The organism is Streptomyces sp. NPDC057565 (genome assembly GCF_042801455.1).
GTDB classification, from domain to species: Bacteria; Actinomycetota; Actinomycetes; order Streptomycetales; family Streptomycetaceae; genus Streptomyces; species Streptomyces yanii.
Genome location: NZ_JBHVFU010000076.1, coordinates 14419 through 36725 on the forward strand (window position 1 = coordinate 14419; position 22307 = coordinate 36725).

Sequence of the window (22307 nt, forward strand, 5' to 3'; positions counted from 1 at the left end):
GCTCGGGATGTAATCGAGGACGCTGTACGCGATTACCATCGGCGCATGAGCGATCCGAATCCGATCATCTGGTTGCGGCGGGAACGAGGGGCGCGCGGACCGGCTCCGACGTACAGCCGTGAGCGCATCGCCGAGGTGGCGATCGCGTTGGCGGACGGCGAGGGCATCGAGGCGGTGACGATGCGGCGTATCGCCAAGGAACTGGGCACCGGCGCGATGACGCTCTACCGGTATCTGCCGAACAAGGAAGACCTGTACGCCGTGGTGATCGACCGGGCTCTCGGCTTTGAAGCGCAGGAGCCGACCGGGGACGCCCGTGCGGATCTGGCCACGTTCGCCCGCCGGTACCGGGAGACGTTGCGCCGGCACCCCTGGCTTGCGCACGCCATGGCCGGCAGGCCGATCATGGGCCCCAACATGCTCCGTGCCAACGAGCGCGACCTTGCCCTCGTCGACGGCCGCGGACTGAGCATCGACGACATGGTCCACGTCGTGAACCTGATCCGGCACTGGGTCACGGGTGCCGGCCAGGCCGAGACGGCGGAGCGGGAAGCGGCCTTGCGCTCCGGGGAGGATCGCAAAGCCTGGCAGGAGCGGATGGGGCCGTACGTGACCGAACTGCTGGCCACCGGCCGCTTTCCGTACCTGGAGCGGTTGGTCCACGAGGCGCGGCACGGCGGCCACGACGAGCAGTTCGAGGCCGGCCTCGCCATCTTGCTGGACGGCGTCGAGGCCCGTTTCCCGGCCCTGTCCGGCCCCCCGGGGAACGAGCCGCCGGAGCGCTCCTGAGAACGGACGCCGCCGCGCCCGCGCTGCGCGCGAACGACGGGAGTTACGGCACCGGCCCCGGGTCTGTCCACCCTCGGCCGCGGACGGCCGCGTTGATGAACCGCTCCGAGGCGCGGGTTCACAGGCCGGCGCGGGCGAAGCGCCGTACCGAAAGCGGGACGAAGACCACCAGGAGCACCGTGGCCCACAGGAGGGTCGCGGTCAGCGGGTGGGTGAGCGGCCAGGAGCCGTCCGCGGCAGGCACCCCGGGGTTGCCGAACAGCTTCCGGCACGCGGCGACCGCGGCGCTGATCGGGTTCCACTCGCAGATGACCCGTAGCCAGGCCGGCATGCCGTCCGTGGGCACGAACGCGTTGGACAGCATGCTGAGGGGCAGCGTGAGGGGCGACAGCGAGTCGGCCGTCTGCTCCGACGGCAGCAGCAGCCCCAGGTACGTACCGACCCAGGACATCGTGTAGCGGAAGAGGAGCAGGACACCGACCGCGGCCACGGCGCGGCCGAGGCCGTCGTGCACGCGCCAGCCGATGGCCAGCCCGCAGGCCAGCAGGATGACCAGTCCGAAGAGTCCCGTGACGGCGTCCGCGCCCGTCTGGCCGACAGGCACCGCCATGCGGGAGGTGGGCATCGAGCGCAGTCGGTCGGTCACCCCGCGGCTCTGGTCGGCGGCGACGTCCACCATCGCCGAGGACAGCGCGAACATGCTGGTCATCACGAACAGGCCGGGCATGAGGTACTCGCGGTAGTTCCCGCCGCCCGGTACCTGGATGGCGCTGCCGAAGACATAGCCGAAGAGGACGACCATGACCGCGGGCATCACCAGCATCGCGACGAGGGTGCCGGGCTGATGCCGCAGTTGGAGGAGCTTGCGCTCGATCAGGGTGAGACTGTCCGCCAGGACGATCATGCTGCCGCCTCCTGCTTCTTGCGCTGCTTGGGCTGTTCGTCGTTCCGCTTCTCCGCGGGCTCCTGTGCGGGGCGGCCGGTGAGAGTGAGGAATACGTCGTCGAGGCTGGGCCTGCGGACTCCGACGTCCTGAATGGCCACTCCCGCCGCGTCGAGTTCGCGCACGATCTGCGGCACCGACGGTGCCTTGCCGTGCACGCCCGTGACGATGCGCAGGTCTTCGGCCTGCGGCTGTCCTCCGGTCATCCGCTCGAGGACGGCCATGGCCTCCGCGAGGTCGTCCTTGCTGCCCACCTCGACATCGATGTGACTGCCGATCCGGGTCTTGAGCTGTGCCGGGGTGCCTTCGGCGATCACCTGCCCGCGGTCGATCACGGCCACGGCCGAGGCGAGTTGGTCGGCCTCCTCGAGGTACTGGGTGGTGAGCAGCACGGTCGTGCCGGCCGCGACCAGTTCGCGCACGACGGCCCAGATCTCCAGGCGGCTGCGCGGGTCGAGTCCGGTGGTGGGCTCGTCCAGGAAGAGGACGGACGGCGCGCTCAGCAGGCTGGCGGTCAGGTCGATGCGCCGCCGCATGCCGCCGGAGTAGGTGCTGACCTGCCGGTCGGCGGCCTCGGTGAGCTCGAACCGCTCCAGCAGCTCGTCGGCGCGCCGTCGGGCGCCGGGCCGGCCCAGGCGGGCCAGTTTGCCGAAGACCCGCAGGTTCTCGCGGCCCGTCAGTTTCTCGTCCATGGCCGCGTGTTGCCCGGCCAGTCCGATGGCTTCGCGGACCTTGCCGGGGTGTTCTCTCACGTCGAAGCCGGCGACGGTGGCCTGCCCGGCCGTGGGGCGGGTCAGCGTGCTGAGAATCCGGACGGCGGTGCTCTTGCCCGCGCCGTTCGGTCCGAGCAGTCCGTAGACGGTGCCGTGCGGTACGGCCAGGTCCAGGCCGGCCAGCGCTTCGAAGTCACCGAAGCGTTTCCGCAGGCCCTGGGCCGACACGATGGGTGAGTCCACGTCTCCTCCACTTCGCCAATAAAGTGAGTACCTTGTACGCGGTATTACGGTACGTAAGTGAGTACGTTGTACGCAACTGGTTCAGCGGGGCGTGCGGCTCCTTACGCCGTTCGACGCTGTCGACGCCAACCGCCCAGGGAGGGACAGCCGCGCCCCGAGCGGTGCGCGTATGCGCAGGGCGGGCGGCAGTCTGGCTCTTCTCAGGCCGCGGACCCGGCTTCGTGAGCGGTCCCGGACACTGTGCTCCGCGCTACCGGACCCCGCGGTCGGGGGCTGAGGTGCGCGGCCGTAGGCGCTCTCCCTGCGGCCCGAACATGATCAGGTATTCGACCGGTCCGCCGGGTCCGGCATTCGCGACTCCGTGGGCGGTGCGGGTGTCGAACTCGGCCACCTCCCCGGCGCTCAGGACGAGGTCCTGCTCGCCGAGCGCCAGCCACAGCCGCCCGTACAGGACGCACAGCCATTCGTACCCGTCGTGGGAGACCTGCCGCGGCCGCGTCTGTGGCGCGTCGACGGCGGGCAGGACGTGCTTGTGGGCGTGCAGGCCCCCCACATAGCGGGTCAGCGGCAGCACCGTCTTGTCGTCGCCGGGACGCTGCGGCATCGAGGTGCGCGGTCCGGCCGCGGCGACAGGTGCGGTGCCGGCCAGCTCGTCCAGGGAGATGTCGTACGCCTTCGCGAGCTGCAGCAGCACCTCCAGGGTCGGCTTGCGCCGGCCGGTCTCGATCCGCGACAGCGTGCTCAGCGAGATGCCGGTCGCGCGGCTGACGCCGGTGAGCGTGGCGCCGCGCTGCTCGCGCGTGGTCCGCAGCCGAGGACCCATGGCCGCCAGCGTGTCGGCTATGCCGTCGTCCGTCACCGTCGCCCCGCTCCCTCCGGCCGTGCGGCCTCCACCGCCCTGTCCTGCCAGTTTGCCAGGATGGCAAGGGTGCTCGCGTCGGGCGGCCGCAGCGCCGCATGATCGGTGAGTAACCGCGGCCACCCGTGAACCGAGGAGAAGCGATGCACTATCCCGCGCCGTCCGCCGACCTGCGCCACCGCACCATCGAGGCACCCGCCGGTCGCCTGCACCTGGTCGAGCAGGGCACCGGACCGCTGGTCCTGCTCGTCCACGGCTTTCCCGAGTCCTGGTACTCCTGGCGCCACCAGCTCCCGGCCCTCGCGGCGGCGGGGTACCGGGCCGCGGCGCTCGACGTGCGCGGCTACGGCCGCTCCTCCAAGCCGGCCGCGACGGACGCCTACCGGATGCTCGACCTGGTGGAGGACAACGTCGCCCTGGTGCGCGCCCTGGGCGAGGAGAGAGCGGTCGTCGTCGGACACGACTGGGGCTCCAACATCGCGGCGGCCTCCGCCCTGCTCCACCCCGAGGTCTTCCGCGCCGTCGGACTGCTGAGCGTCCCCTACGCGCCGCCCGGCGGCCCCCGCCCCACCGACGTCTTCGCGCAGATGGGCGGCGACCAGGAGTTCTACGTCTCGTACTTCCAGGAGCCCGGCCGGGCCGAAGCGGAGATGGAGCCCGACCTCCGAGGCTGGCTCGCGGGCTTCTACGCGGCCATGTCCGCCGACACCATGCCCGCCCAGGGCGAGCCCGACCCGCACTTTGTGGCCCGCACCGGCGGCCGGCTGCGCGACCGCTTCCCCGGCGGCAAGCTGCCCGCCTGGCTGACCGAGGACGACCTCGACGTGTATGCCGGGGAGTTCGAGCGCACCGGCATGACCGGGGCCCTCAACCGCTACCGCAACATGGACCGCGACTGGGAGGACCTCGCCCCGTACGGCGGCGCCCCGATCAAGCAGCCGTCCCTGTTCATTGGCGGCGCCCTGGACGCCTCCACGACCTGGATGGCCGACGCGATCGACGCCTACCCCGCCACCCTCCCCGGCCTGGCCTCCACCCACATCCTGGACGGCTGCGGGCACTGGATCCAGCAGGAGCGTCCCGAGGAGGTCAACCGCCTGCTGACCGCCTGGCTCGCCTCCCTCCAGGGCTGAATCGTCGGGTGTGCCGGCCGGGCTCCGTCGCAGGAGAGCCTCGGCCGGTACACCCGAGGGCAGCGCCCGAACCTCACGCCCGCTCAGCGCCGCGCGTCCCCCGGCGCGAGCCCGGTCCCTCCCCGAGGGCCGGTCACTGTGTGAACGTACGGGCCGACGCGGTGGTTCACGGCGGGAGCGCACCGGTGGCCCTGCGCGGAACCCGGCCGCCGGTCAGGTGCACCACACGCGTACGGCGGATGCCCCGCGGCCTCTCGGATCTGGGTCGCCCGGATCAAGGTCTCCCGGATCGGGGGCTCCCGGTGAACACGAGGTGCCTCAGAGATACATGGCGCGGTGGCTGCGGTAGGCGAAGGTGTACCCCGAGCTGAGGATGGTCACGATGTCCTCGCGAAGTGCCGGTACGCCGTCTCCTGGTCGGCCGGCAGCGTCACGGAGCACCGCCGCCCCCGCGGGGATGATGTGTCTCAGTAAGGTGAGAAGTCGTTGCGGAGGAGGAAGTACCAGCACTTCCATGACCCGCCGGAAGACGTCGGTGAGCCCCGCGTCGCTCTCCTGCTGCCCGGCACACGCCCGGCCCGCTGTCGCCCGCCGGCCTTGGTCGAGCAGTTCCGACAGCGCCCTGGCGCAATCCTTGTTCGATAGAGGGGGCCAGGTCCGGGCTCCGGTTTCTGGCCCCATCAGCCGCCCGCCCGGAGGGGTGACGGCCGAATCCGCCGAGTCAGGAGGGCCGGCGGATCTCGTTGCCGGGCGACGTGCGGGCGAACCAGGTCCGCGACTCGTCTGTGGTCAGGACGCGGGTCAGCTCAGCCGTGCCCGGGAGTTGCGGGAAGAATCGGTCGGCGTTCCAACTGCGTTGGTATGTCGGCTCGTCGAGCACGAGCAGGCGGCATCCCTCCACCACGGGGATGTCGTCGGGCAGACCCTCGTTCCAGATCCGCTTGCCGTCCGGGGCGAGGAGTTCGAAGGCCCCGGTCGCGACGGTCTGGGTGCGTCCCTGGGCGGGTTCGGGGTCCGTGGCCAGGCGGACGCTCTCCGCCGAAGGCATGGAGCCGGGCACGTGGCCGCCGCCGACGAGGACGTGAGCGAGCAGCGTGTGCAACTGGAAGTTGTCCCCGATGCCGCCGATGCGCACCTCGAACCCGGTCCCGGTGGGCCTGTGCAGCACCATAAGGGGCTCGTCGTCCAGAACCGCCAGCGCGTAGGCCAGGCATTTGAGGTCGTGCCGCTCCAGGGCCGCCAAGTCGCGGCAGGCGGGGAGGATCGCGGATGCGTGCCGATGGCGCACCTTGGCGCTGCGGCACAGCACGGCCAGCGCGGGCGGTTGCCACTCCTCGACCGAGCACCAGGCCAGCGCTAGCCGCGTGGCCTCGTACGTGTCGCCGCCGAGGCGAGCCAGCAGCGCGTCATCAATGATCTTCTCGTCCGGCTCCGGCAGTTCGTCCTCGGCCGCGCCGGTGGCGGTCCAGCGGCGGGCGAACTCCAAGGCGTCGAGCAGGTCCCGGTGGACGCCGCCGAGGATCGGCTCGGCGCAGGCCGCCGGATCGGCCCCGCGCTCGACGCAGAAGCCGGCCGCCATCGCCAGCATCGGCCGCGGGCCGGTGGGCGGGAAGGCGGGGAGCAGCGCCGCCAATCGGGGCCCTGCCAGAACGCGTTCAGCGTCTGACGCCGGCTGCACACCGTTCATCACAGCGGTGAATGCACGCCCGGTGCGGTCGCCATCGCGAGCGGCAACCGCTTCCTCCAGCTCGGACACGATGGCGGCGAGGTCCGAGGCCTCCCGCTTCCTCTTGAAGATCACCAGCACACCTTAGGCCCGAGGTCTGTCCGGCGTCATCAGGCCAAGACCGTTCGAATCTCTCGGACCGCCATCTGCTGTCGAAACTGAGGTTCTGGCTCAACTTCTGTGGACCTGTTGCGGAGTGTTACCGGTGACGCCCCCGGTGGCGTCCACGTGTGAGCGATCGTGCAGGCTGGTTACATGGCCAGTCGCGTAGAGAAGTACCTCGCCCACCTTGATCGACTTTCCGGCGGAAGAGAGCCCCGGTTCTTCCCTGTCGAGTCGACTAAACAGGGCCTGCGTGGCGTGACGGAGATTGTGTACGACGACCTGCCGGACGGGCTTCTTACGACGCTCACCTACGGTTTGTCGCTGGCAGAACATCCGGACTGGCAGCACGGCTCGCCGGAACTCTGCCTCAGCGTGAACTCGACCAACGTGATCTGGGCCCACGCGGTGGGCTTCCTCGCCGAGCAGCTCCGTGGCACCTGCCCGTTCAGCTACGGCAGCACCATCAACTTCGGCGAGCGAATCGTACCCGAGTCGGAGATGACAGCATTCTGCGTGTTCGCGCCGATTGCGCTCGACAGAGACGACTACCTGGGTGTCGACGTTGGCGTTCCGGGACACGAGGGTCACGACGTGATCAACATCCAAGGGATGTACCCCATCCATGAGGTGGAGCGTCAGTTCATCAACGAGCACGGGCTTGAAGCCTTCTGGAAGAGCGATTGGGAGCCCACCGACGTGCTGCGTCGCCCCGCAATCTGATCTGGGGAGGGCGCGGCACCCTTCATCTGCATGACTCAGATCTCGACTGACAACACCGAGACGTCCAGCGATGGGAACAGCAGACTTTCCAGTCGAACCTCGTCCACAGCTCGAACTGTCAGCCAGACCCGTCGGAGCACTGATCAGTTTCGGGCAACCCGACGAAGGCGCGGCGGCTGCCGCCCCGGGTGCCCTCCCGATGTGCTCGGTGGCGAGCCGGGCATCGGCGAGGCGTGGCGGTGGGCGGCCGGTGAGAACTCCGGGCTGCTGCTGGACCGGGACCGGGGCGCGCGGCCGCCACACCGGGTGGCTGCGGCGGCCGGGGTGGGATCGGCTCGTGGTTCGGGTCAACCGGCCCGGAGCAGGGCGTGCAACTCGGCGGTGTCGATGATGTGGGCCCGTGAGGGGAGTACTCGGTGGAGCAGGACGTCGTGGACTTCGGTGTCCGGGTCGGCGACGCCGTCGGACAGGACGTAGAGCTGGTAGTCGCGGTCGGCCGCGTCGATGACGGTGGACAGGACGACGCCGCCGGTGCTGATGCCGGAGACGACCAGAGTGGTGATGCCGCGCTCGCGCAACTGCTGGTCGAGGTCGGTGGTGGACATGCCGCCGTAGCGGACCTTGCGCACAATGATGTCGCTGTCCAGGGGAGCCAGGCGTTCGTGGAGGGCGGTGGCAGGGTCCTCGTGGTGCATGACGCGGTGTCGGGCCAGCGGGGCGAAGGACTTGTTGACCGCTGGGATGGCGTCCCAGTCGGCCTCGGTGAAGCCGACGCGTACGTAGGCGATGGTGCCGCCGTTTGCGCGAACGTCGGCGATGGCCCCTTCCATGCGACCGAGCAGGGCTTCGCGGTCCCCGCTTTCGGGCAGAAGGGCCATGATCGCGGGTTGGTAGTCCATGACGAGAAGAGCGGTGCGCGCGGGGTCAAGTGCGGGGGCAGTGCTCACGCGAGTGTTCTCCTTGCTTGTGGTGTGCACCTGGTCGACGCGGACGCGCATCGGCGGACCAGCTGCGGTCTGCGGGCTGCAGCGGCGAGTCGCGGTGCGTCATGAGTGGCTACGGGCCAGTCCCGGCTCGTGCTGCGACGTCTGGTCGTGTCGGGGAAGCAGGAGCGGGGAGGTCAGGATGAGCAGTCCCGCGACCGTGAGAGCGGTGCGTGGGCTGGTGACGTCGGCGAGCAGCCCTCCGAGCGCGGTGAGAATGGCGATGGACGCCTGCTGGCCGATCGACCAGGCCGACAGGGTGCGGGCGACGAGCTGCTTGGGGGTGTGTTCGAGCCGGTAGGTGGCGAGCACCGGGGTGTACAGGCTCATGTTGATGATGATCGCCAGCTCGACAGCCATCACGGTGACGAGGCCGACGACACCGGGGCGGACGAAGGCCAGGCCGATCAGCCAGATGGCGCGCAGGGTGCCGACGGTCCGGAAGACCCTGTGCCGGCCGTAGCGGGCCACGACACGGCGGGCCAGCCGGGAGCCGATGAGTCCACCGACGCACGGGGCGGCGAAGGCGAGCCCGTACTGCCAGGCCGGGAACCCGAGCTGGCGAAGGAGAAGCACGGCCAGCAGCGGCTCGGTGGCCATGATCAGACCGGCGACGAGCATGTTGTTGAGGTAGAGCGCCCGCAGACCGGGATGGCCCATGATGTGCCGCCAGCCGTCGAACAACGCGCGTGCCCGGACTGGGCTTTTGTCGGTTGTCCGCGGTGCTTCTTCTCGGCCGTGGATCGCGGTGATGCCCAGCGCGGAGAGCAGGTAGCTGAGCGCGTCGGCCACCACGACGATGACCGGCCCGAACAGGCCGGTCACCGCCCCGCCCAGCGGTGGCGCCACCGCGATGGAGCTCCAGTTCGTTGACTCGAACCGCGCGTTGGCCACGAGCAGGTCATCCGGCTGGACGAGGGCCTTGAGGTAGGCGCCGCCGGCCGCGTTGAAGGCGATCTTGGCTGCGGCGAGCACAGCCGAGACCACGAGCAAGTGGACGAAACTGAGCCAACCGAAGGCGTAGGCGACCGGGATCGTCGCCATGACCGCAAACCGGGTCAGGTCCATCGCGATCATGACCGGGCGTTTGCGCCGGAACTCCACCCACGGCGCGAGTGGCACCGCGATCAGCGCGCCCACCGCAGGCCCCACCGCGGACAGCACCGACACCTCGGCGGGCCCGGCATGCAACACCAGCACGGCGATCAGCGGGAATGCCCCGAACCCCAGCCCGGACCCATAGGCGCTGACAGCATATGCCGCCCACAGCCAGCCGAACTGCCGGCCCAACCGTCTCCTGCCCACCATGCTCAGCGCGCCCCCTCAATGCTCCACCCGAACAAACTGCCGTTGACCGGTGAGAGCTAAGCGAGCAGCACAACAACAGGTCAAACAACTGCCATGCCGGCTGTTCACAACCATCCGTTGTTCTCTAAGGTGAATCGCCGTGGATCTCGAAGCAGTACGAACCTTCGTCGCCGCCGCCGACGCGGGGCAGTTCCAGGAGGCCGCCGCCGAGCTGGAGGTCACCCAGCAGGCTGTCTCCAAACGCATCGCCGCGCTGGAGCGCAAGCTCGGCGTGCGGCTGTTCACCCGCACGCCGCGCGGCGCCGCGCTCACCATCGACGGGCAGGCGTTCCTGCCCCACGCGCGCGAACTCCTGCGCGTCGCCGAACGCGCGGTCGCGTCCGTGCGCACCGATCGCCGTCCACTGCGCGTCGACGTGATCAACTCGCGCGGCGCGGCGTCGGGCCTGATGCGCGGATTCCACCGTGCGCACCCCGAGGTCGACCTCGACGTGATGATGCTCTTCGACATCGAGACGGCCGTCGCCGCCCTCCGCTCCGGCACGATCGACGCGACCTTCCGCGCCGTCGCCGCGCCCGGCCGGCCCCTCCCCGAGGACATCGAGTCCGTACGGGTAATTGACGAGCCGCTCCAGCTCCTCACCGGCCCCGCCCACGCGCTGGCGGGCGCCCGGTCGGTGCCCCTCGCGCAGCTCGCCGGACACCGGATCTGGATGCCCGGCATTGTCCCCGGCACCGAGTGGGCCGCCTACTACGACGACCTCGTCGCCGAGTTCGGCCTCACCATCGAGGCGACCGGCCCCAACTTCGGCTCCGACGCGCTCCTCGACACCGTCGCCGACACCCCGGCCCTGGCCACCTTCATGGGCGGGCACACCCGCCTCATCTGGCCCGCCGGCCACGGCCTGCGCCGCATCCCGGTGACAGACCCGACGCCCGTCTACCCGCACTCCCTCCTCTGGCGCCGCGACAACCCCCACCCGGCGCTGGCCACCCTCCGCGCCCACATCGCCGCCACAGCGACCGGCCACGACGCCACCGGGACCTGGACGCCGGACTGGGTCTTTCCCCGCTGAACTCCTCCGCGTCCGCGATCACCGTGGCCGGACCGCCGGACGGTAGCTCGAGGGCAGACGTGGCCATCGGCACACTCCGCCCCCCCACGCCGGGGGATGGAGGGTGCGATCCGTCGGTGACACCTGCCGGCCCTCGACATGCAGCCACAAAGGTGCACCGGAGTGGCCGGGTGCGACACGAGGACCAGATCCATCCCTCACACGTATCATCCCTCCTCACACACATGGCACCATGAGGTGATGCCACCGGGTACCCGGTGTGCAGCGTCATGAGCGCGCTGCCGGCCACCCCCCGGACGGGCCGACGACCCGCAGCGGCGGCGGCCCCGGGCATCCGGCCGCGCGACGAGAGGATCAGATCGACCATGCCGAAGGCCCTGCGGGACGAAGACATCGTCCAGGTCCGGAGCGATGTCTACTCGGTGTCCGGCAGCAACACCAACTGGGTGATCGTCAAGGAAGGCGACAGCTGCACCCTCATCGACACCGGCTACCCCGCTGATCGCGACGCCGTGCTGGCCTCGCTGGAAGCGGTCGGGCTGAACCCGCGTTCCGTGACCGCAGTCCTGGTCACCCACGCGCACAACGACCACATCGGCGCGGCCGAACACCTGCGCGTCGTGTACGGGGTGCCCGTCCTGATGCATCAGGACGAGGTGGCGCACGCCCGTCGCGACTTCCTCGATCAGGTGTCCGTCACTCAAGTCCTCGCACAGGGATGGCGGCCCGGTGTGCTCCCCTGGGCCGTCCACGCCCTGCGCGCCGGGGGCACCACCCACGTGCCGGTCTCGGAGCCGCAGCCCTTCCCCGTGCCGGGGGCGCTCGACCTGCCAGGCGGTCCCGTTCCCGTGCACACACCGGGGCACACCAACGGCCACTGCGCCTACCACCTGCCGGGGAGCGGCATCCTCGTCACCGGCGACGCCCTGGTGACCGCACATCCCACGTCGCGGATCAACGGGCCGCAACTGCTGCCCGCCATGTTCCACACCGACCGTTCCCGGGCACTCGACTCCTTGGCCCTGATCGAGAACGTGGACGCGGACGTGCTGCTTCCCGGCCATGGACCCGTGCACCATGGTTCAGCCGAGAAAGCCGCTCTGGCGGCCCGCGAACATGCGGTCAGGTGACGGATCCGGCCCCGTGACGTGCACCGAGGCACTCTGCCGCGGTCCCGGACCGTGGGCCCACCGGTGGGCCCACGGCCGCAACACACAGCGATCCACCAAGGGTCTTCGCGGGCGATTCGACGACACACCTGCCGGGGACTCTGTACGGAGTGAGACTGATGCGGGTGGCTGCCACGTGCCCTTGGCAGTCGAAGAAATACCGGCGCCAACTATATGCGCGAGTACATCGGCGCCTATCGTGAAGGGTGAACATGCTTGGCGTATCGCCCGGCACTGACACTTATCTGCACGGGGACCTCGGCGTGGGTACCATGCGCAACATCATTCATAGCGAGGGAGTGAAACGGTTGTGACCAGCCAGTCAGCCCCCACGTTCCGATCGCGGTTGGTAGAACAAGCCGCGTCGGATCTGGAGGAGAACCACCGCCGTCAGCAGGAGCTGACGGAGAGGATCATGGTCTTGAAGCAGGAGGAGGCCCTCCTGACAGACATTCTGAAGCTCGCCGAGCGGTACGAGGGCTTCGCCGATCCGTCGCGTCTGCCTGAGCAGTTGCAGAACGAGCCCGCCGTCGGAAAGGCGAAGCGAGCACCCGCCGCAGCCGCTGCGCGACGCTCGGCCGGGACCAGCCGTGGGGCAGGTGAAGCAGCGGTCGGCGCGAAGGGGAAGTCGCGCCAGCCGCTGCTCGGTGACCTGCTGATGGCCCTGCTCGGCAAGCACGACGGACCTCGCCTGGCGAAGGAACTGCGGGACGAGCTTCTGGAGAAGCACCCGGACCGGAACCCGACTCCGCAGGTGGTACGGAACACCCTCGAATCGCTGGTCGCCAAGGGGCGCATCCAGCGTCACAAGCAGCAGCGTTCCGTCATGTACACCCTCGTGGAGCAGGACGCGACCGACTGACATGTTCGTGTGTCCCGCGCGCGGTGGCTCACTGAGCCGGACGCATGTGTGCGCTCCGTGCGACGTTGTCCCGCCGCGGGGCTCCGGGCATGACCGCGGGTCCTCCTGCCGGACGGTATCCGCCAGTCGTCGCACCTGATCGACATCGTCGACGGCCGGGTCGAGCACGAGTCCGTCGGCGCCGAGGTCGTGGAAAGCCCTGACCTTCGCCCGTACGGCCTCCGCTCCCACACGCACCTCGGCGGCTCCCGCCCGCGCACCGTCCGGTCCGGTCGGCGGGAGGCCCTCGCGCGCGGACGAAGGCCGGCTCTGCCAAGCGGGCCGATGTGCCCCGGCCCGCTCGGCGCGCGGTCGGACCTCTCACGACGGGGCCGGCGGGCGGGAATCGTCCCCGAGCACGCACAGGTGTCACGTCGCCGCAGGCGTTGCGCCGAGAGGTCCCTAGCCGCGCCACATGTTGTCGAACGCGTTGCTCTCGACGTCCCGGCGCAGCCGTGCGGCCTCCAGCTCCGTCACCGCGTCTCCGACCGCGGCCAGTACCGCGTTCGCCGCGTCCCCGTCGACGCTTCGGCAGTCGTCCGCCTGGGTGTCCCCGGTCCGCAGGACGGCCGTCAGAGCGGCGAGAACGGGCTCGCCCGATGCCTGTCGCTCCTCTGCGCGGCGGCGCTCCGGCGAGTCGGCCGGAGCGGTCCGCGTGAACCGTGACCGAAGCCCGGTACCTCGCGGAGGGACGACGAGTCCGGCCCGTTCCAGGTCCTCGGCGTAGGCCGCGGCGAGTCGGGCGCCGCGGCGCCACAGCCAGTCCCCGACGGTCTCGTACGGTTCCTGGCGGACGAGCGAGGCGAGCGCCTGATCCAGCAGGCGGTCGCCCGTCGTCACCCCCGGTCCGGGCACCATACGGTCGCCGTCGAGGGTCAGCGCCCCGCTCTCCAGCAGGTCGATCGCCTCGGCCCCCGCCAGGACCAGGGAGAGGTCGCCCTGTTCCACGGACCGGTCCGGCGGCAGACCCAGGGTGACGAGCGCCAGATCGCGTGCGGTGGTCAAGAGTCCCTCCTGGTCTCCAGCAGGCGCAGCCACACCTCGCTGATCGTGGGGAAGGCGGGTACGGCGTGCCAGAGGCGGTCGACGGGCACCTCTGCGCTGATGGCGATGGTGGCCGAGTACAGCAGTTCACCGACGCCCGGCCCGGCGAAGGTGGCGCCGACCACGACCTGACGGTCGCGATCGATGAGAATACGGGCCTTGCCCCGGTAGTCGGGGCGGTACTGGAGGGCTCCGGCGAGGTGGCCGATCTCGTGGTCGACGACCTCTACGGCGCGACCGGTGAGCTCGGCCTCGCGGACGGTCAGGCCCACGGAGGCGACCTCGGGGTCGGTGAAGACGACGCCCGGGACCGCCTCGGTGTCGGCCGTCCCGCTGTGCGGTGCCCAGCGGCCGGTGTCCAACTGCTCACCCCGGGCCCGGGCACCGATCACGGCACCCGCGATGCGGGCCTGGTACTTGCCCTGGTGGGTGAAGAGTGCCCGGTGGTTGACGTCTCCGACGGCGTACAGCCAGTTCCCGGGGACGGCGGTGACCGTCAGGCTGTCGTCGGTGGCGAGCCAGTTGCCCGGGACCAGTCCCACGGTGTCGAGCCCGATGTCCTCCGAGCGCGGAGCGCGGCCGGTGGCGAACAGGATCTCGTCGGCGGTCAGTTCACAGCCGTCCGTCAGGGTGATCCGGACCTCCCCGTCCTGCGTCCGCTCCGCTGCGGCTACCGAGACGTTGAACCGGACGTCCGCGCCGGCTTCCCGCAGCCGCTCGGTGACCAGCTCCCCGGCGAAGGGCTCCATGCGGGGCAGCAGTCCGTCCTCACGGGCGAGCAGGGTGACCCGGCTGCCCAGTGCCTGCCAGGCAGTGGCCATCTCGACGCCCACCACACCTGCGCCGACAACCACCAGGCGTCCGGGCGGCTTCCGGGCGCTGGTCGCGTCCCGGCTGGTCCAGGGTCTGAGGCTCTCGATCCCGGGCAGCGGGGGCAGAGCCGCGCGACTGCCGGTGCACACGGCGACGGCGTGCCGGGCCCGCAGCCGGACGGTGCCGCCGTCCGGGGTCTCCACCGACACCTCGCGCTTGCCCGCCAGGCGTCCGTGACCGCGCAGAAGGTCGATGCCGACCGACTTGATCCACTCAACCTGGCCGTCGTCCTTCCAGTCGGCGGACATGCGATCGCGATGCGCGAGGACGGCGTCGATGTCCAACGGTTCCTTGACGGCGGGGTGGATGCCGGGAACGTGTACGGCGTCGGCGCGGAGCAGCACCGGGCGCAGCAATGCCTTGCTGGGCTCGCAGGCCCAGTACGAGCACTCGCCGCCGGCCAGTTCGCTCTCCACGATGACGGTGCTCAGGCCCGCGGCGGTGGTGCGGTCTGCGACGTTCTCACCTACCGGCCCTGCGCCGATCACGATGACGTCGTAGGTGCGGATGTTCTCGGTCGACATGTGTCCTCCGGTGGATGGACGGGGCCGGGTGGATGGGTCCGGCTGGATGGGGCCGGGTGGATGCTCTGACGTGGGGGATGGCGGTCCCGGCGCGGCGGGAGAGGTCAGCCGCGCCGGGACCGGGTCTCAGCGGCCGGGGGCGCGCTGGGTGACCTCTTGGAGGAACCACTCGTTGCCGTCGGGGTCCGCGAAGGCGGCGAAGGTGCCGTAGCTGGCACGTTCGGGGTGCAGACCGGGAACCCGGTGGGAGTCACCGGCGTGGTGGAAGGCGCCGGTCTCGTCGCGGAACGGGCCGGAGACCTGCACACCGCGGGATTCCAGTTCCTTCTGGGCCTCGACGATGTCGGTGACGGTCAGTTGGAGGCCGTGGAGGGTGCCCGCCTCCTGCTGGGTGAGGCCCTTGCCGAAGATGACCGAGCACTCGGAGCCGGGCGGGGTGACCTGCACGATCCGGTACCCCTCGTCGATCGGGAAGTCGGCGTCGAGACGCCAGCCGAGCTGTTCCGCGTAGAAGCGCTTGGCGCGGTCCACGTCGGACACCGGCAGAACGACGACTTCAAGCTTCATGTCCATTGCTGTCATCCCGCTTTCGATGGTTCGGATATTCGGTAGGGGGTGAGCTCGGTGGGCGGTGCCATCGAGGACTCATATGCGGTACGAGGACTCGCATGTGGTGCGAGGACTCACCTGGCGTGCGTGGGACTCGCCATGCGTCGGGACCACACCAGCCGACGGCGCTCACGTCCATGTCGGTGGGCACCGTGTTCTCACTGTCGGCCGCGATTGACGTATGCCGCATCAGTCACCTGACGGTGTGTTCCGGCACCCTCGGCCGAAGTCCCTTGAGTCATGAGGCCTTTTGAGGGGCCCGCCAGCTTGCTTCACCGGCGGCGGTGATCAAGCACGCGGTTCTGTGCGTCACAGGAAACGGAACGGCGCTGGACCGTATCCCATGAGTGTCACGCTCTGCGCCCAGCTCCACACCTGTGTGCCGGTGGGCCAGGCAGGCTCTTCGGAGCCTGCCGCGCTCCTGGACGGCGGCTCGCCGGGGACGGTGGTGACACCGCCGGGAGCGGGCCGAGGAAGCCTGGCGCGCCCTACGTGTGTGTGAGTCGTGGTGGCCATGTCCCGTCCTCGCTCTTCGGTGGCCGGTGTGGGTGTGTGGGAGAGGGGAAGCGGGTCCCGTGCCGGGGGGAAGGGGGCACGGGACCCGCGGTCAGGGGGAGGAACGGGTCAGGCGGCGGCGCTGGCGTTGATGGTGACGGGAACGTTGTCGCGCGTGGCCTTGGAGTACGGGCAGATCTGGTGGGCGGCGTGTGCGAGTTCCTCGGCCGTGGCCTGGTCCACACCGCCGATGACGGGGTTGAGGACCGCGGAGAGGGAGAACTCGTCGTCGTCGCCGTGGGTGAGAGTGATCTCGGCTGTGATGGTGGTGCTGGTCAGGCGGACCTTGCGCAGGCTGGCGGCGCGACGCAGGGCACCGAGGAAACAGGCGGCCCAGCCGGCGGCCAGGAGCTGCTCGGGGTTGGTCGCGGTGCCGGAGCCGCCGAGTTCCTTGGGGAGAGCGAGGCTGGTCTCCAGCAGGCCGTCGGAGGAACGGACGTGACCACCGTTCCGGCCCTCTCCGTCGACGTCGACAACGGCGGTGTAGGTGACTGCCATGACTGGTGCTCCGCATCTGGGTCTAGAGGTCTTGGGTCATTCCCTGACCAGGACGCTTTCTCGTCACTGGCTGAGGGGGTGACGTAATCATGGCAGGCTTCTTCGTCACCCGTCAAGCCGGTGACTAATGTCTGCTCGCGGCCGTCTCCGACATGTGTCGCGCGCTCCGTGCCGCAAGCGCCTCCGTGGCACACGCGCCTGCGCGCCGCACACGCCCCCGAGCTCCTTCTGCGACATGCCCGAGCCTTGCCGCCGACGGCGAGTCACATGTGCCGCACCGCCCCGGATTCCACCGCGCGGATGAACCGCAGACAGCGCACCGGGAGGGGATGCCCGTGGCACCAGGGTCCCTGCGCAGACTGCGTACGACGGCTGCCGCACCTGGCATGCGAGAGCCAGGATCTCCGAGTCCTGCTGACAGGACGAGGCCGGCTCGCACCCAGCAGCATGGGCGAGTGATGATCCGGGTGGGCCGTGTGGTGACCGATGTGACTTCCAGCGGGCAGCTCCCCAGGACGTACGCCCTGGATGTCGCGCGGGCGACGACTGAGCGGGCAGAGAGGCAGTTCTGACCCGGAACACACGCCGTCGCCGTCGGTCGGCAAACCGGTCGAGCTCCACGCAGCCCGACTCGTCGAACCCGGCCATCAGCAACTCGGCCAGGAACACACGCTAGGACATCTGGTCGCGGGCAGCGCCGTCGGCCAGGTCTGGGAACTGCTGCCGGATGGAGAACAGTCGCAGCAGGCGGCAGACCTGGCCGATCGAGACGATGGCGGCCTCTTCGGTCAGCTCGCGCTTGCGGTCTCCAGGACGAAGCCGCGGACCGAGGCCGCGAACAGCTCGGGTTCCTCCACATGTCCCATGTGACCGCTGTTCTCCAGCACCAGCAGCTGCGACTGCGGGATCAGCTCGTCGAGTTCGAGACCCCAGCGCATTCCGCAGATCACGTCGTGCCGGCCCACGACGACCAGTGCCGGTACCGTCAGCTCCTTGAGCGCGGCGCGGTCGTCGATGGCGTCGGGGGCGAGATTTTCGTCCAGGCCCGAGATGTACGTGGCCCGCACGGCCTCCCGGAACGGGGCCAGCCGCTCCTCGTCCGCCCAGTAGTCGGCGAAGTACGACGGCAGTACGCCCCGGGCGACCGCCGCGGTCTGTTCGTCGGTGGACATGCTGCCCATCGCACCGAACGCGGCCATCACACCGGGCAGTCCGGGGTGGCCGGCATGTTTCGCGGCGAACGCCTCCACCATCCGGGCCGCCTCCGCGCCGTGCTCAGGGCCGGTGACAGGGGCGCCCTCGTACAGAACGATTCCTGCCAGCCGCCCAGGGCGGTACAGGGCGTGATAGGCGGCCACGAACGCGCCGTGCGAGTGCCCCAGCAGGTGCACCTTCGGCACCTCGAGCCGGTTGATCAGAATCTCCAGGAAGCTGCTGTAGCGCTCCCGCGTGTATCCGTGCGGGTGCGAGGGCAGGCGGTTGTCCGTCGTGGTGCCTATGGGCTCGACGTAAACCATGGTGAGGTGTTCTTCGAGGGCGGGCATGCGCATGTACTCCCAGAAGATTCCGGGACCGCCGGAGTGGGCCACGCACACCGGACCGCTGCCGTGGACGTGGTAGCGCTGTACCAGCCCGCCCAGCCGGTACGTGTGGGTGCCGGGGGAGAGGGGGGCGGTGTCGGGCGCCGAGGCGGGGTTGTGCGCGGGTGACGAGACCATCGAGTCCTCCGTGATGTGCTGGTTTTCCATGACACCGGCACGACGCTCCGGAGGCCGACAAGTTCGGTCGCCGCGATGTGATCTGGCGCACAGCGGCTGGGGGAGGAACGTTTGGCTCAGGCCGCGGGAGATGCAGGCTCCATCGGGCGGGCAGCGTGGAAGAGGGAAACCCGGTCGATGCGACCGCCGTCCAGCGTCATGATCCAGGCGACCCCCGGGGGACAGTGCTCCGGATCGTCAGCCGGGCTGATCAGTTCCATCTCCCACACGACCAGGGACCGGCCCGCCACGATGTGGACGAGCCGCTGGCGAACGCCCGCTGAGAGGTCGCAGTCCATGCCCGCGAGCAGGACTCCGGCACCGCCGAGCCGTTCACCGCCGGTCAGCAGCGACACATCGGGGGAGTAGCGGTCCTTGACCACCTTGCCGAACTCGCCACGCTCGGCGGCCGCGAGTGTTTCCCGTGCCTCGTGCCAGCTGGCCTCCGTACGGCGCGTCACATCCTCGTGCGCCGTGGCCGCCGTGGCGGTCACGGCCTGGGCCAACGCGGCGCGGGCCTGGCTGAGCCGACTGCGCACGGTGCCGACGGGCACGGCACAGGCTTCGGCGATCTGCTGGTACGAGGTGATTCCGGTGGAGAAGTACCGCAGGACGACCGGCAGCCGCAAGGCAGGTGACAGCGTCTCGATGGCCTCCCAGATCCAGTCCCGCAGCGCGTGGCTCTGCAGCACCTGCTCGGGAGTGACGCCGTCCGGAGGCAGCGGCACCTCCTCCACGGGCTCGACCCGCCGGGAGGCGCGCAGCAGGGTCCGGCAGTTGTTGCGCACCACCATCCGCAGCCACGGCCCCACGGCCCGCGGATCACGGACGTCCACGATCCGCCGCAGCGCCACCAGCGCCGCTTCCTGCATGACGTCGTCCACGTCCGGGCCCGGTCCCAGCAGGCTGAGCGCCACGGCCCGCATCCCGGGCCGGTGCCGCTCCAGGAGCAGCGCCAGGGCCGATACGTCGCCCGCCTGCGCGGCCCGGGTCAGTGCCGCGTCCTCTCCCGGCCCGGTGGTCACCGGCACCCCGCTCATACCTTGCTCCTCCAGCCGCGACACCTGTCTCTCCCGAGCCTAACCCTCGACGAGTATCAGGTGTCGGTCCGAACGGGGGTTTGACGGGCCGCAGGTCCGCCGTCCCACGGGATGTGTGGTGCTATCACGGGCAGCCCCCGGGCTCCATCGTCGTGCACACCCTCGGCGCGTTGATCGACAGCCATGCCCGCCGGACCGCCGCACCGCCGGTCGGTGTGCTGACTGCCCTGGAGGCGGCGAGGGCGGCGGACTGCGAGGTCCTCACGTCGTCGAAGCGCTGATCCCACGACCCCGGTCGCGGTCCGCCGCTTCCCGGCGGGTTCGAGGGCGAATCTCCTCCCTTCGTCGCCGGTTCCCCTGCCGGGCCGGTCGTGGTGTGCTCACGGACAGCGCGAACTTCCGTAATCCGCACCACCACCGGTCGACGGACCTGCCGGGAACGCTGGACTACGGGCGGCCGGCCGCCGACGCCGGCCACCGCGGTGACCGCCGTCGCGTGGCCCGATGCCGGACCGAAGAGGTGAGCACGCCGGCGGGCAGCCGACCGTCGAGGAAGTTGCTCTCCACATGCGGACAACACACCTTGACTGTGGCAGGATGTGTGCGGAAGGCAATGACACATGTGTCGGCATACGCTGCTTCGGGGACCCCATGTCCGTACCGCCCCCCTTCGACACGGGGCCGCGGCACCGGCCGCGCGTCACCTGCCGCCGGAGGAGGCGGGACGTGACGCGCGATCAGTCGGACTGCGCCTCGCGAGCGGGGAAGAGGTCCGCGGTGGCGACGTCCCAGTCGACCCCGGCGAGCTCATGACCCGCGGGAACGAGCTCGTAGGTGTACTCCAGCCACTGCGCCAGCGGTGCCACGGGCAACTCGAACAGAGCCGCCATGTCACCGGAGGTCAGCTGAAGCCAAGCGGTCGCACGCTCCTCCAGGTTCGACGGCCACATCTGAACGTCGCCGAGGCCGCTCATCGAGTACAGCCCCTGATGGAGGAGGTCCCGTCCGATACGCCACAGGACGCGCGGGCCGCCTTCTATGAGGAACTCCGCGGACACGGCCAACGGAGACTCCGGGGTGAACCGGAATGCTGCCCTGATCGCCTGACGGGCGGAGACGTGCAGAACGCGTTCGATATCCAGGACGAGTTCTGGACCGCCGTGCGGCGCCGTTCGCGAGGCATGGACACCTGGTTGGTTGCCGCTCATGACGGGTGGATCCTTCCCTGGGGCGGTGGCTGGCCTGATCCACTTTGGCGGCCGGGGGAGCGTCGTACATAGGTAAGTTGACCGTCTTGCCTCACCGGATCGACGGTGATCTTCGTGACGGGCCGTCGATATATGGATGGTTGTCCGCCTTGCGGTGCCTGGAATTCCGGGCGCCTTCGCGCGGGGCCCGAGCCCGCGTGCCGCCGCCGGGCGACGGCATTAAGTCATTCGACTGTCGCCCCGGGCCGATGCCTGGACGATCCTGGAGCAGTCGCCCGTGTGCCGGTGCCGGGTGATCGTCGTGCTCGGAGGAACCAGCCGTGAACCGTACTCCCGTCGTCTTCATCCATGGTGCGTGGCTGCACGCGCTGTCCTGGGAGTCATGGGCGGAACGCTTCGCCAGCCGGGGGTTCCTCGCCTTCACCCCCGGCTGGCCCGGGGAGGCCAACGCCCCTCACGAGATGCGCAGATCGCCCGGTCCCCTCGGCGGCCTCGGTCTGGCCGCGCTGACGGACCACTACGCCGGGATCGTGCGGTCGTTCGACATCTCGCCGGTGATCGTCGGCCACTCCGTCGGCGGGCTCATCGCACAGCACCTCATCGGCGCGAATGTGGGCCGGGCCGCCGTGGCCATCGCGCCCGCCCCGATCAACGCCGTCCCCCTGCCCGGATCGCCGGTCCCCTTGTGGACACCCGGCGATGCCGACGGCGCCGACGGGCTGGTGTCCCTGTCGTCGGAGCAGTTCCACCACGTCTTCGCGAACACCGTCGCTCCGGAGGAGTCCGACCGACTCCACGAGCGCTACGCGGTGCCGGCGCCGCTCCGTCTGCTCGGCGATCTCGGATGCGCGGGTGCGGTGCGCAGCCCGCTCGCCATGGCCGACATCGGCAACACGGACCGTGGACCGCTCCTGTTGATCTCGGGGCAGGAGGACCGGCTGGTGCCCGACTCCGTCAGCCGCGCGGTCTACAAGGAGTACGGCGACTCCACGGCCGTGACCGACCTGAAGCAGTTCGCGGACCGCGGCCACTCCCTGGTCATCGACAGCGGATGGCGCTTCGTCGCCGACTACGTGCTCGGCTGGCTCGACGAGCGCGGCGTCCGCGCCCTTACGGAGGAGGGCTGAACGCACCGCGGCCGACGGTCGGGACCTGCGGTCCCGGCCTGTCGGCCACCGTGGTTCCGTGCGGGGTACTCACACGTTCTGATCACTGGAAAGCCTGCCCAGTGCGTCGCGCAGTGCGGCGCGGGAGGTGATGCCGAGTTTGGGGAAGACGCGGTAGAGGTGGGAGCTGACGGTGCGCGGTGACAGGTGCATCCGTTCGCCGATCTCCTTGTTGGTCAGGCCGCCGGCGGCGAGATCGGCGATGCGGCGCTCCTGCCAGGTCAGTGCCGCGAGGTGCGCCGACGAGGCGAGGGTGGACGCACCGGCGGTTCTGAGTTCGGCTCGGGCGCGTTCGGTCCAGGTGGGTGCGCCGAGTCGTTGGAAGGTGTCGGCGGCGAGGGTGAGGGGGTGTCGTGCTGCTTTGGG

23 protein-coding genes are annotated in these 22307 nt (G+C 70.1%); 8 read left to right on the plus strand and 15 right to left on the minus strand.

The features are described from left to right. Positions 1-45: 45 nt before the first annotated feature. On the plus strand, positions 46-789 hold the full coding sequence (locus tag ACFU8W_RS46815; RefSeq protein ID WP_384051806.1) for a TetR/AcrR family transcriptional regulator: 744 nt from the start codon (positions 46-48) through the stop codon (positions 787-789). 118 nt (positions 790-907) lie between these two features. Here ACFU8W_RS46815 and ACFU8W_RS46820 read toward each other — a convergent pair whose 3' ends face one another. The 3 genes from ACFU8W_RS46820 to ACFU8W_RS46830 form a co-directional block, all read right to left on the minus strand. Further along, the gene (locus tag ACFU8W_RS46820; RefSeq protein WP_384051808.1) at positions 908-1693 is read right to left on the minus strand and encodes an ABC transporter permease; all 786 of its coding nucleotides are present in this window, start codon (positions 1691-1693) and stop codon (positions 908-910) included. After that, positions 1690-2688, minus strand: coding sequence for an ATP-binding cassette domain-containing protein (locus ACFU8W_RS46825; RefSeq protein WP_384051810.1), 999 nt, complete (start codon positions 2686-2688; stop codon positions 1690-1692). Before ACFU8W_RS46825 ends, ACFU8W_RS46820 begins: the two co-directional genes overlap by 4 nt. 250 nt (positions 2689-2938) lie before the next feature. Continuing rightward, complete coding sequence (locus ACFU8W_RS46830; protein ID WP_384051812.1) at positions 2939-3547, minus strand: helix-turn-helix domain-containing protein; 609 nt, start codon at positions 3545-3547, stop codon at positions 2939-2941. A gap of 143 nt (positions 3548-3690) precedes the next feature. On the opposite strand from ACFU8W_RS46830, the gene ACFU8W_RS46835 reads away from it, so the two are divergent. Then, positions 3691-4680 (plus strand): alpha/beta fold hydrolase, encoded by a 990-nt coding sequence (locus tag ACFU8W_RS46835; RefSeq protein ID WP_384051814.1) that lies wholly within the window; start codon positions 3691-3693, stop codon positions 4678-4680. 318 nt (positions 4681-4998) lie between these two features. On the opposite strand, the gene ACFU8W_RS46840 is transcribed toward ACFU8W_RS46835, so the two are convergent. Both ACFU8W_RS46840 and ACFU8W_RS46845 read right to left on the minus strand, forming a co-directional pair. Then, on the minus strand, positions 4999-5121 hold the full coding sequence (locus ACFU8W_RS46840) for a hypothetical protein (RefSeq protein ID WP_384051816.1): 123 nt from the start codon (positions 5119-5121) through the stop codon (positions 4999-5001). Positions 5122-5401: 280 nt separating this feature from the next. Continuing rightward, the gene (locus ACFU8W_RS46845) at positions 5402-6481 is read right to left on the minus strand and encodes a hypothetical protein (protein WP_384051818.1); all 1080 of its coding nucleotides are present in this window, start codon (positions 6479-6481) and stop codon (positions 5402-5404) included. A gap of 180 nt (positions 6482-6661) precedes the next feature. Here ACFU8W_RS46845 and ACFU8W_RS46850 point away from each other — a divergent pair, with 180 nt between their 5' ends. Beyond that, entirely contained in the window at positions 6662-7231 is a 570-nt protein-coding gene (locus tag ACFU8W_RS46850) for a suppressor of fused domain protein (RefSeq protein ID WP_384051820.1), read from the plus strand. Positions 7232-7578: 347 nt separating this feature from the next. Here ACFU8W_RS46850 and ACFU8W_RS46855 read toward each other — a convergent pair whose 3' ends face one another. Then, positions 7579-8178, minus strand: a complete 600-nt coding sequence (locus ACFU8W_RS46855; RefSeq protein ID WP_384051822.1) for a cysteine hydrolase family protein — start codon at positions 8176-8178, stop codon at positions 7579-7581. 99 nt (positions 8179-8277) lie between these two features. Further along, the gene (locus ACFU8W_RS46860) at positions 8278-9522 is read right to left on the minus strand and encodes an MFS transporter (RefSeq protein ID WP_384051824.1); all 1245 of its coding nucleotides are present in this window, start codon (positions 9520-9522) and stop codon (positions 8278-8280) included. A gap of 139 nt (positions 9523-9661) precedes the next feature. On the opposite strand from ACFU8W_RS46860, the gene ACFU8W_RS46865 reads away from it, so the two are divergent. The 3 genes from ACFU8W_RS46865 (at position 9662) to ACFU8W_RS46875 (ending at position 12628) form a co-directional block, all read left to right on the plus strand. Beyond that, entirely contained in the window at positions 9662-10597 is a 936-nt protein-coding gene (locus tag ACFU8W_RS46865) for a LysR family transcriptional regulator (protein WP_384051826.1), read from the plus strand. A gap of 365 nt (positions 10598-10962) precedes the next feature. After that, the gene (locus ACFU8W_RS46870; protein ID WP_384051828.1) at positions 10963-11727 is read left to right on the plus strand and encodes an MBL fold metallo-hydrolase; all 765 of its coding nucleotides are present in this window, start codon (positions 10963-10965) and stop codon (positions 11725-11727) included. A gap of 349 nt (positions 11728-12076) precedes the next feature. Then, positions 12077-12628 (plus strand): hypothetical protein, encoded by a 552-nt coding sequence (locus ACFU8W_RS46875; RefSeq protein WP_384051830.1) that lies wholly within the window; start codon positions 12077-12079, stop codon positions 12626-12628. Between the two features lie 441 nt (positions 12629-13069). On the opposite strand, the gene ACFU8W_RS46880 is transcribed toward ACFU8W_RS46875, so the two are convergent. From ACFU8W_RS46880 to ACFU8W_RS46905, 6 genes are all read right to left on the minus strand, one after another. Then, on the minus strand, positions 13070-13672 hold the full coding sequence (locus ACFU8W_RS46880; RefSeq protein ID WP_384051833.1) for a GPP34 family phosphoprotein: 603 nt from the start codon (positions 13670-13672) through the stop codon (positions 13070-13072). Next, the gene (locus ACFU8W_RS46885; protein ID WP_384051835.1) at positions 13669-15108 is read right to left on the minus strand and encodes a dihydrolipoyl dehydrogenase family protein; all 1440 of its coding nucleotides are present in this window, start codon (positions 15106-15108) and stop codon (positions 13669-13671) included. The genes ACFU8W_RS46880 and ACFU8W_RS46885 overlap by 4 nt, the downstream gene beginning before the upstream one ends. 126 nt (positions 15109-15234) lie before the next feature. Next, positions 15235-15681: a VOC family protein gene (locus ACFU8W_RS46890; RefSeq protein WP_345520062.1), complete on the minus strand. Its 447-nt coding sequence runs from the start codon at positions 15679-15681 to the stop codon at positions 15235-15237. 660 nt (positions 15682-16341) lie between these two features. After that, complete coding sequence (locus ACFU8W_RS46895; RefSeq protein ID WP_384051837.1) at positions 16342-16770, minus strand: organic hydroperoxide resistance protein; 429 nt, start codon at positions 16768-16770, stop codon at positions 16342-16344. Between the two features lie 788 nt (positions 16771-17558). Further along, the gene (locus ACFU8W_RS46900; protein ID WP_384051851.1) at positions 17559-18488 is read right to left on the minus strand and encodes an alpha/beta fold hydrolase; all 930 of its coding nucleotides are present in this window, start codon (positions 18486-18488) and stop codon (positions 17559-17561) included. 116 nt (positions 18489-18604) lie between these two features. Further along, a complete protein-coding gene (locus ACFU8W_RS46905) occupies positions 18605-19567 on the minus strand; it encodes an RNA polymerase sigma factor (RefSeq protein WP_384051838.1) in 963 nt (320 codons plus the stop codon). Positions 19568-19647: 80 nt separating this feature from the next. Between ACFU8W_RS46905 and ACFU8W_RS46910 the strand changes: the two genes are divergently transcribed. After that, positions 19648-19848 carry a hypothetical protein gene (locus ACFU8W_RS46910; RefSeq protein ID WP_384051840.1) on the plus strand — a complete coding sequence of 67 codons (201 nt, stop codon included), beginning with the start codon at positions 19648-19650 and terminating at the stop codon, positions 19846-19848. A gap of 456 nt (positions 19849-20304) precedes the next feature. Here ACFU8W_RS46910 and ACFU8W_RS46915 read toward each other — a convergent pair whose 3' ends face one another. Next, positions 20305-20775 carry an SsgA family sporulation/cell division regulator gene (locus ACFU8W_RS46915; RefSeq protein WP_384051842.1) on the minus strand — a complete coding sequence of 157 codons (471 nt, stop codon included), beginning with the start codon at positions 20773-20775 and terminating at the stop codon, positions 20305-20307. Between the two features lie 320 nt (positions 20776-21095). Here ACFU8W_RS46915 and ACFU8W_RS46920 point away from each other — a divergent pair, with 320 nt between their 5' ends. After that, positions 21096-21902, plus strand: coding sequence for an alpha/beta hydrolase (locus ACFU8W_RS46920; protein ID WP_384051844.1), 807 nt, complete (start codon positions 21096-21098; stop codon positions 21900-21902). A 69-nt stretch (positions 21903-21971) separates the two neighbouring features. On the opposite strand, the gene ACFU8W_RS46925 is transcribed toward ACFU8W_RS46920, so the two are convergent. Continuing rightward, positions 21972-22307, minus strand: a 336-nt coding sequence (locus tag ACFU8W_RS46925) for a helix-turn-helix transcriptional regulator (RefSeq protein ID WP_384051847.1), incomplete at its 5' end; no start/stop codon positions are given.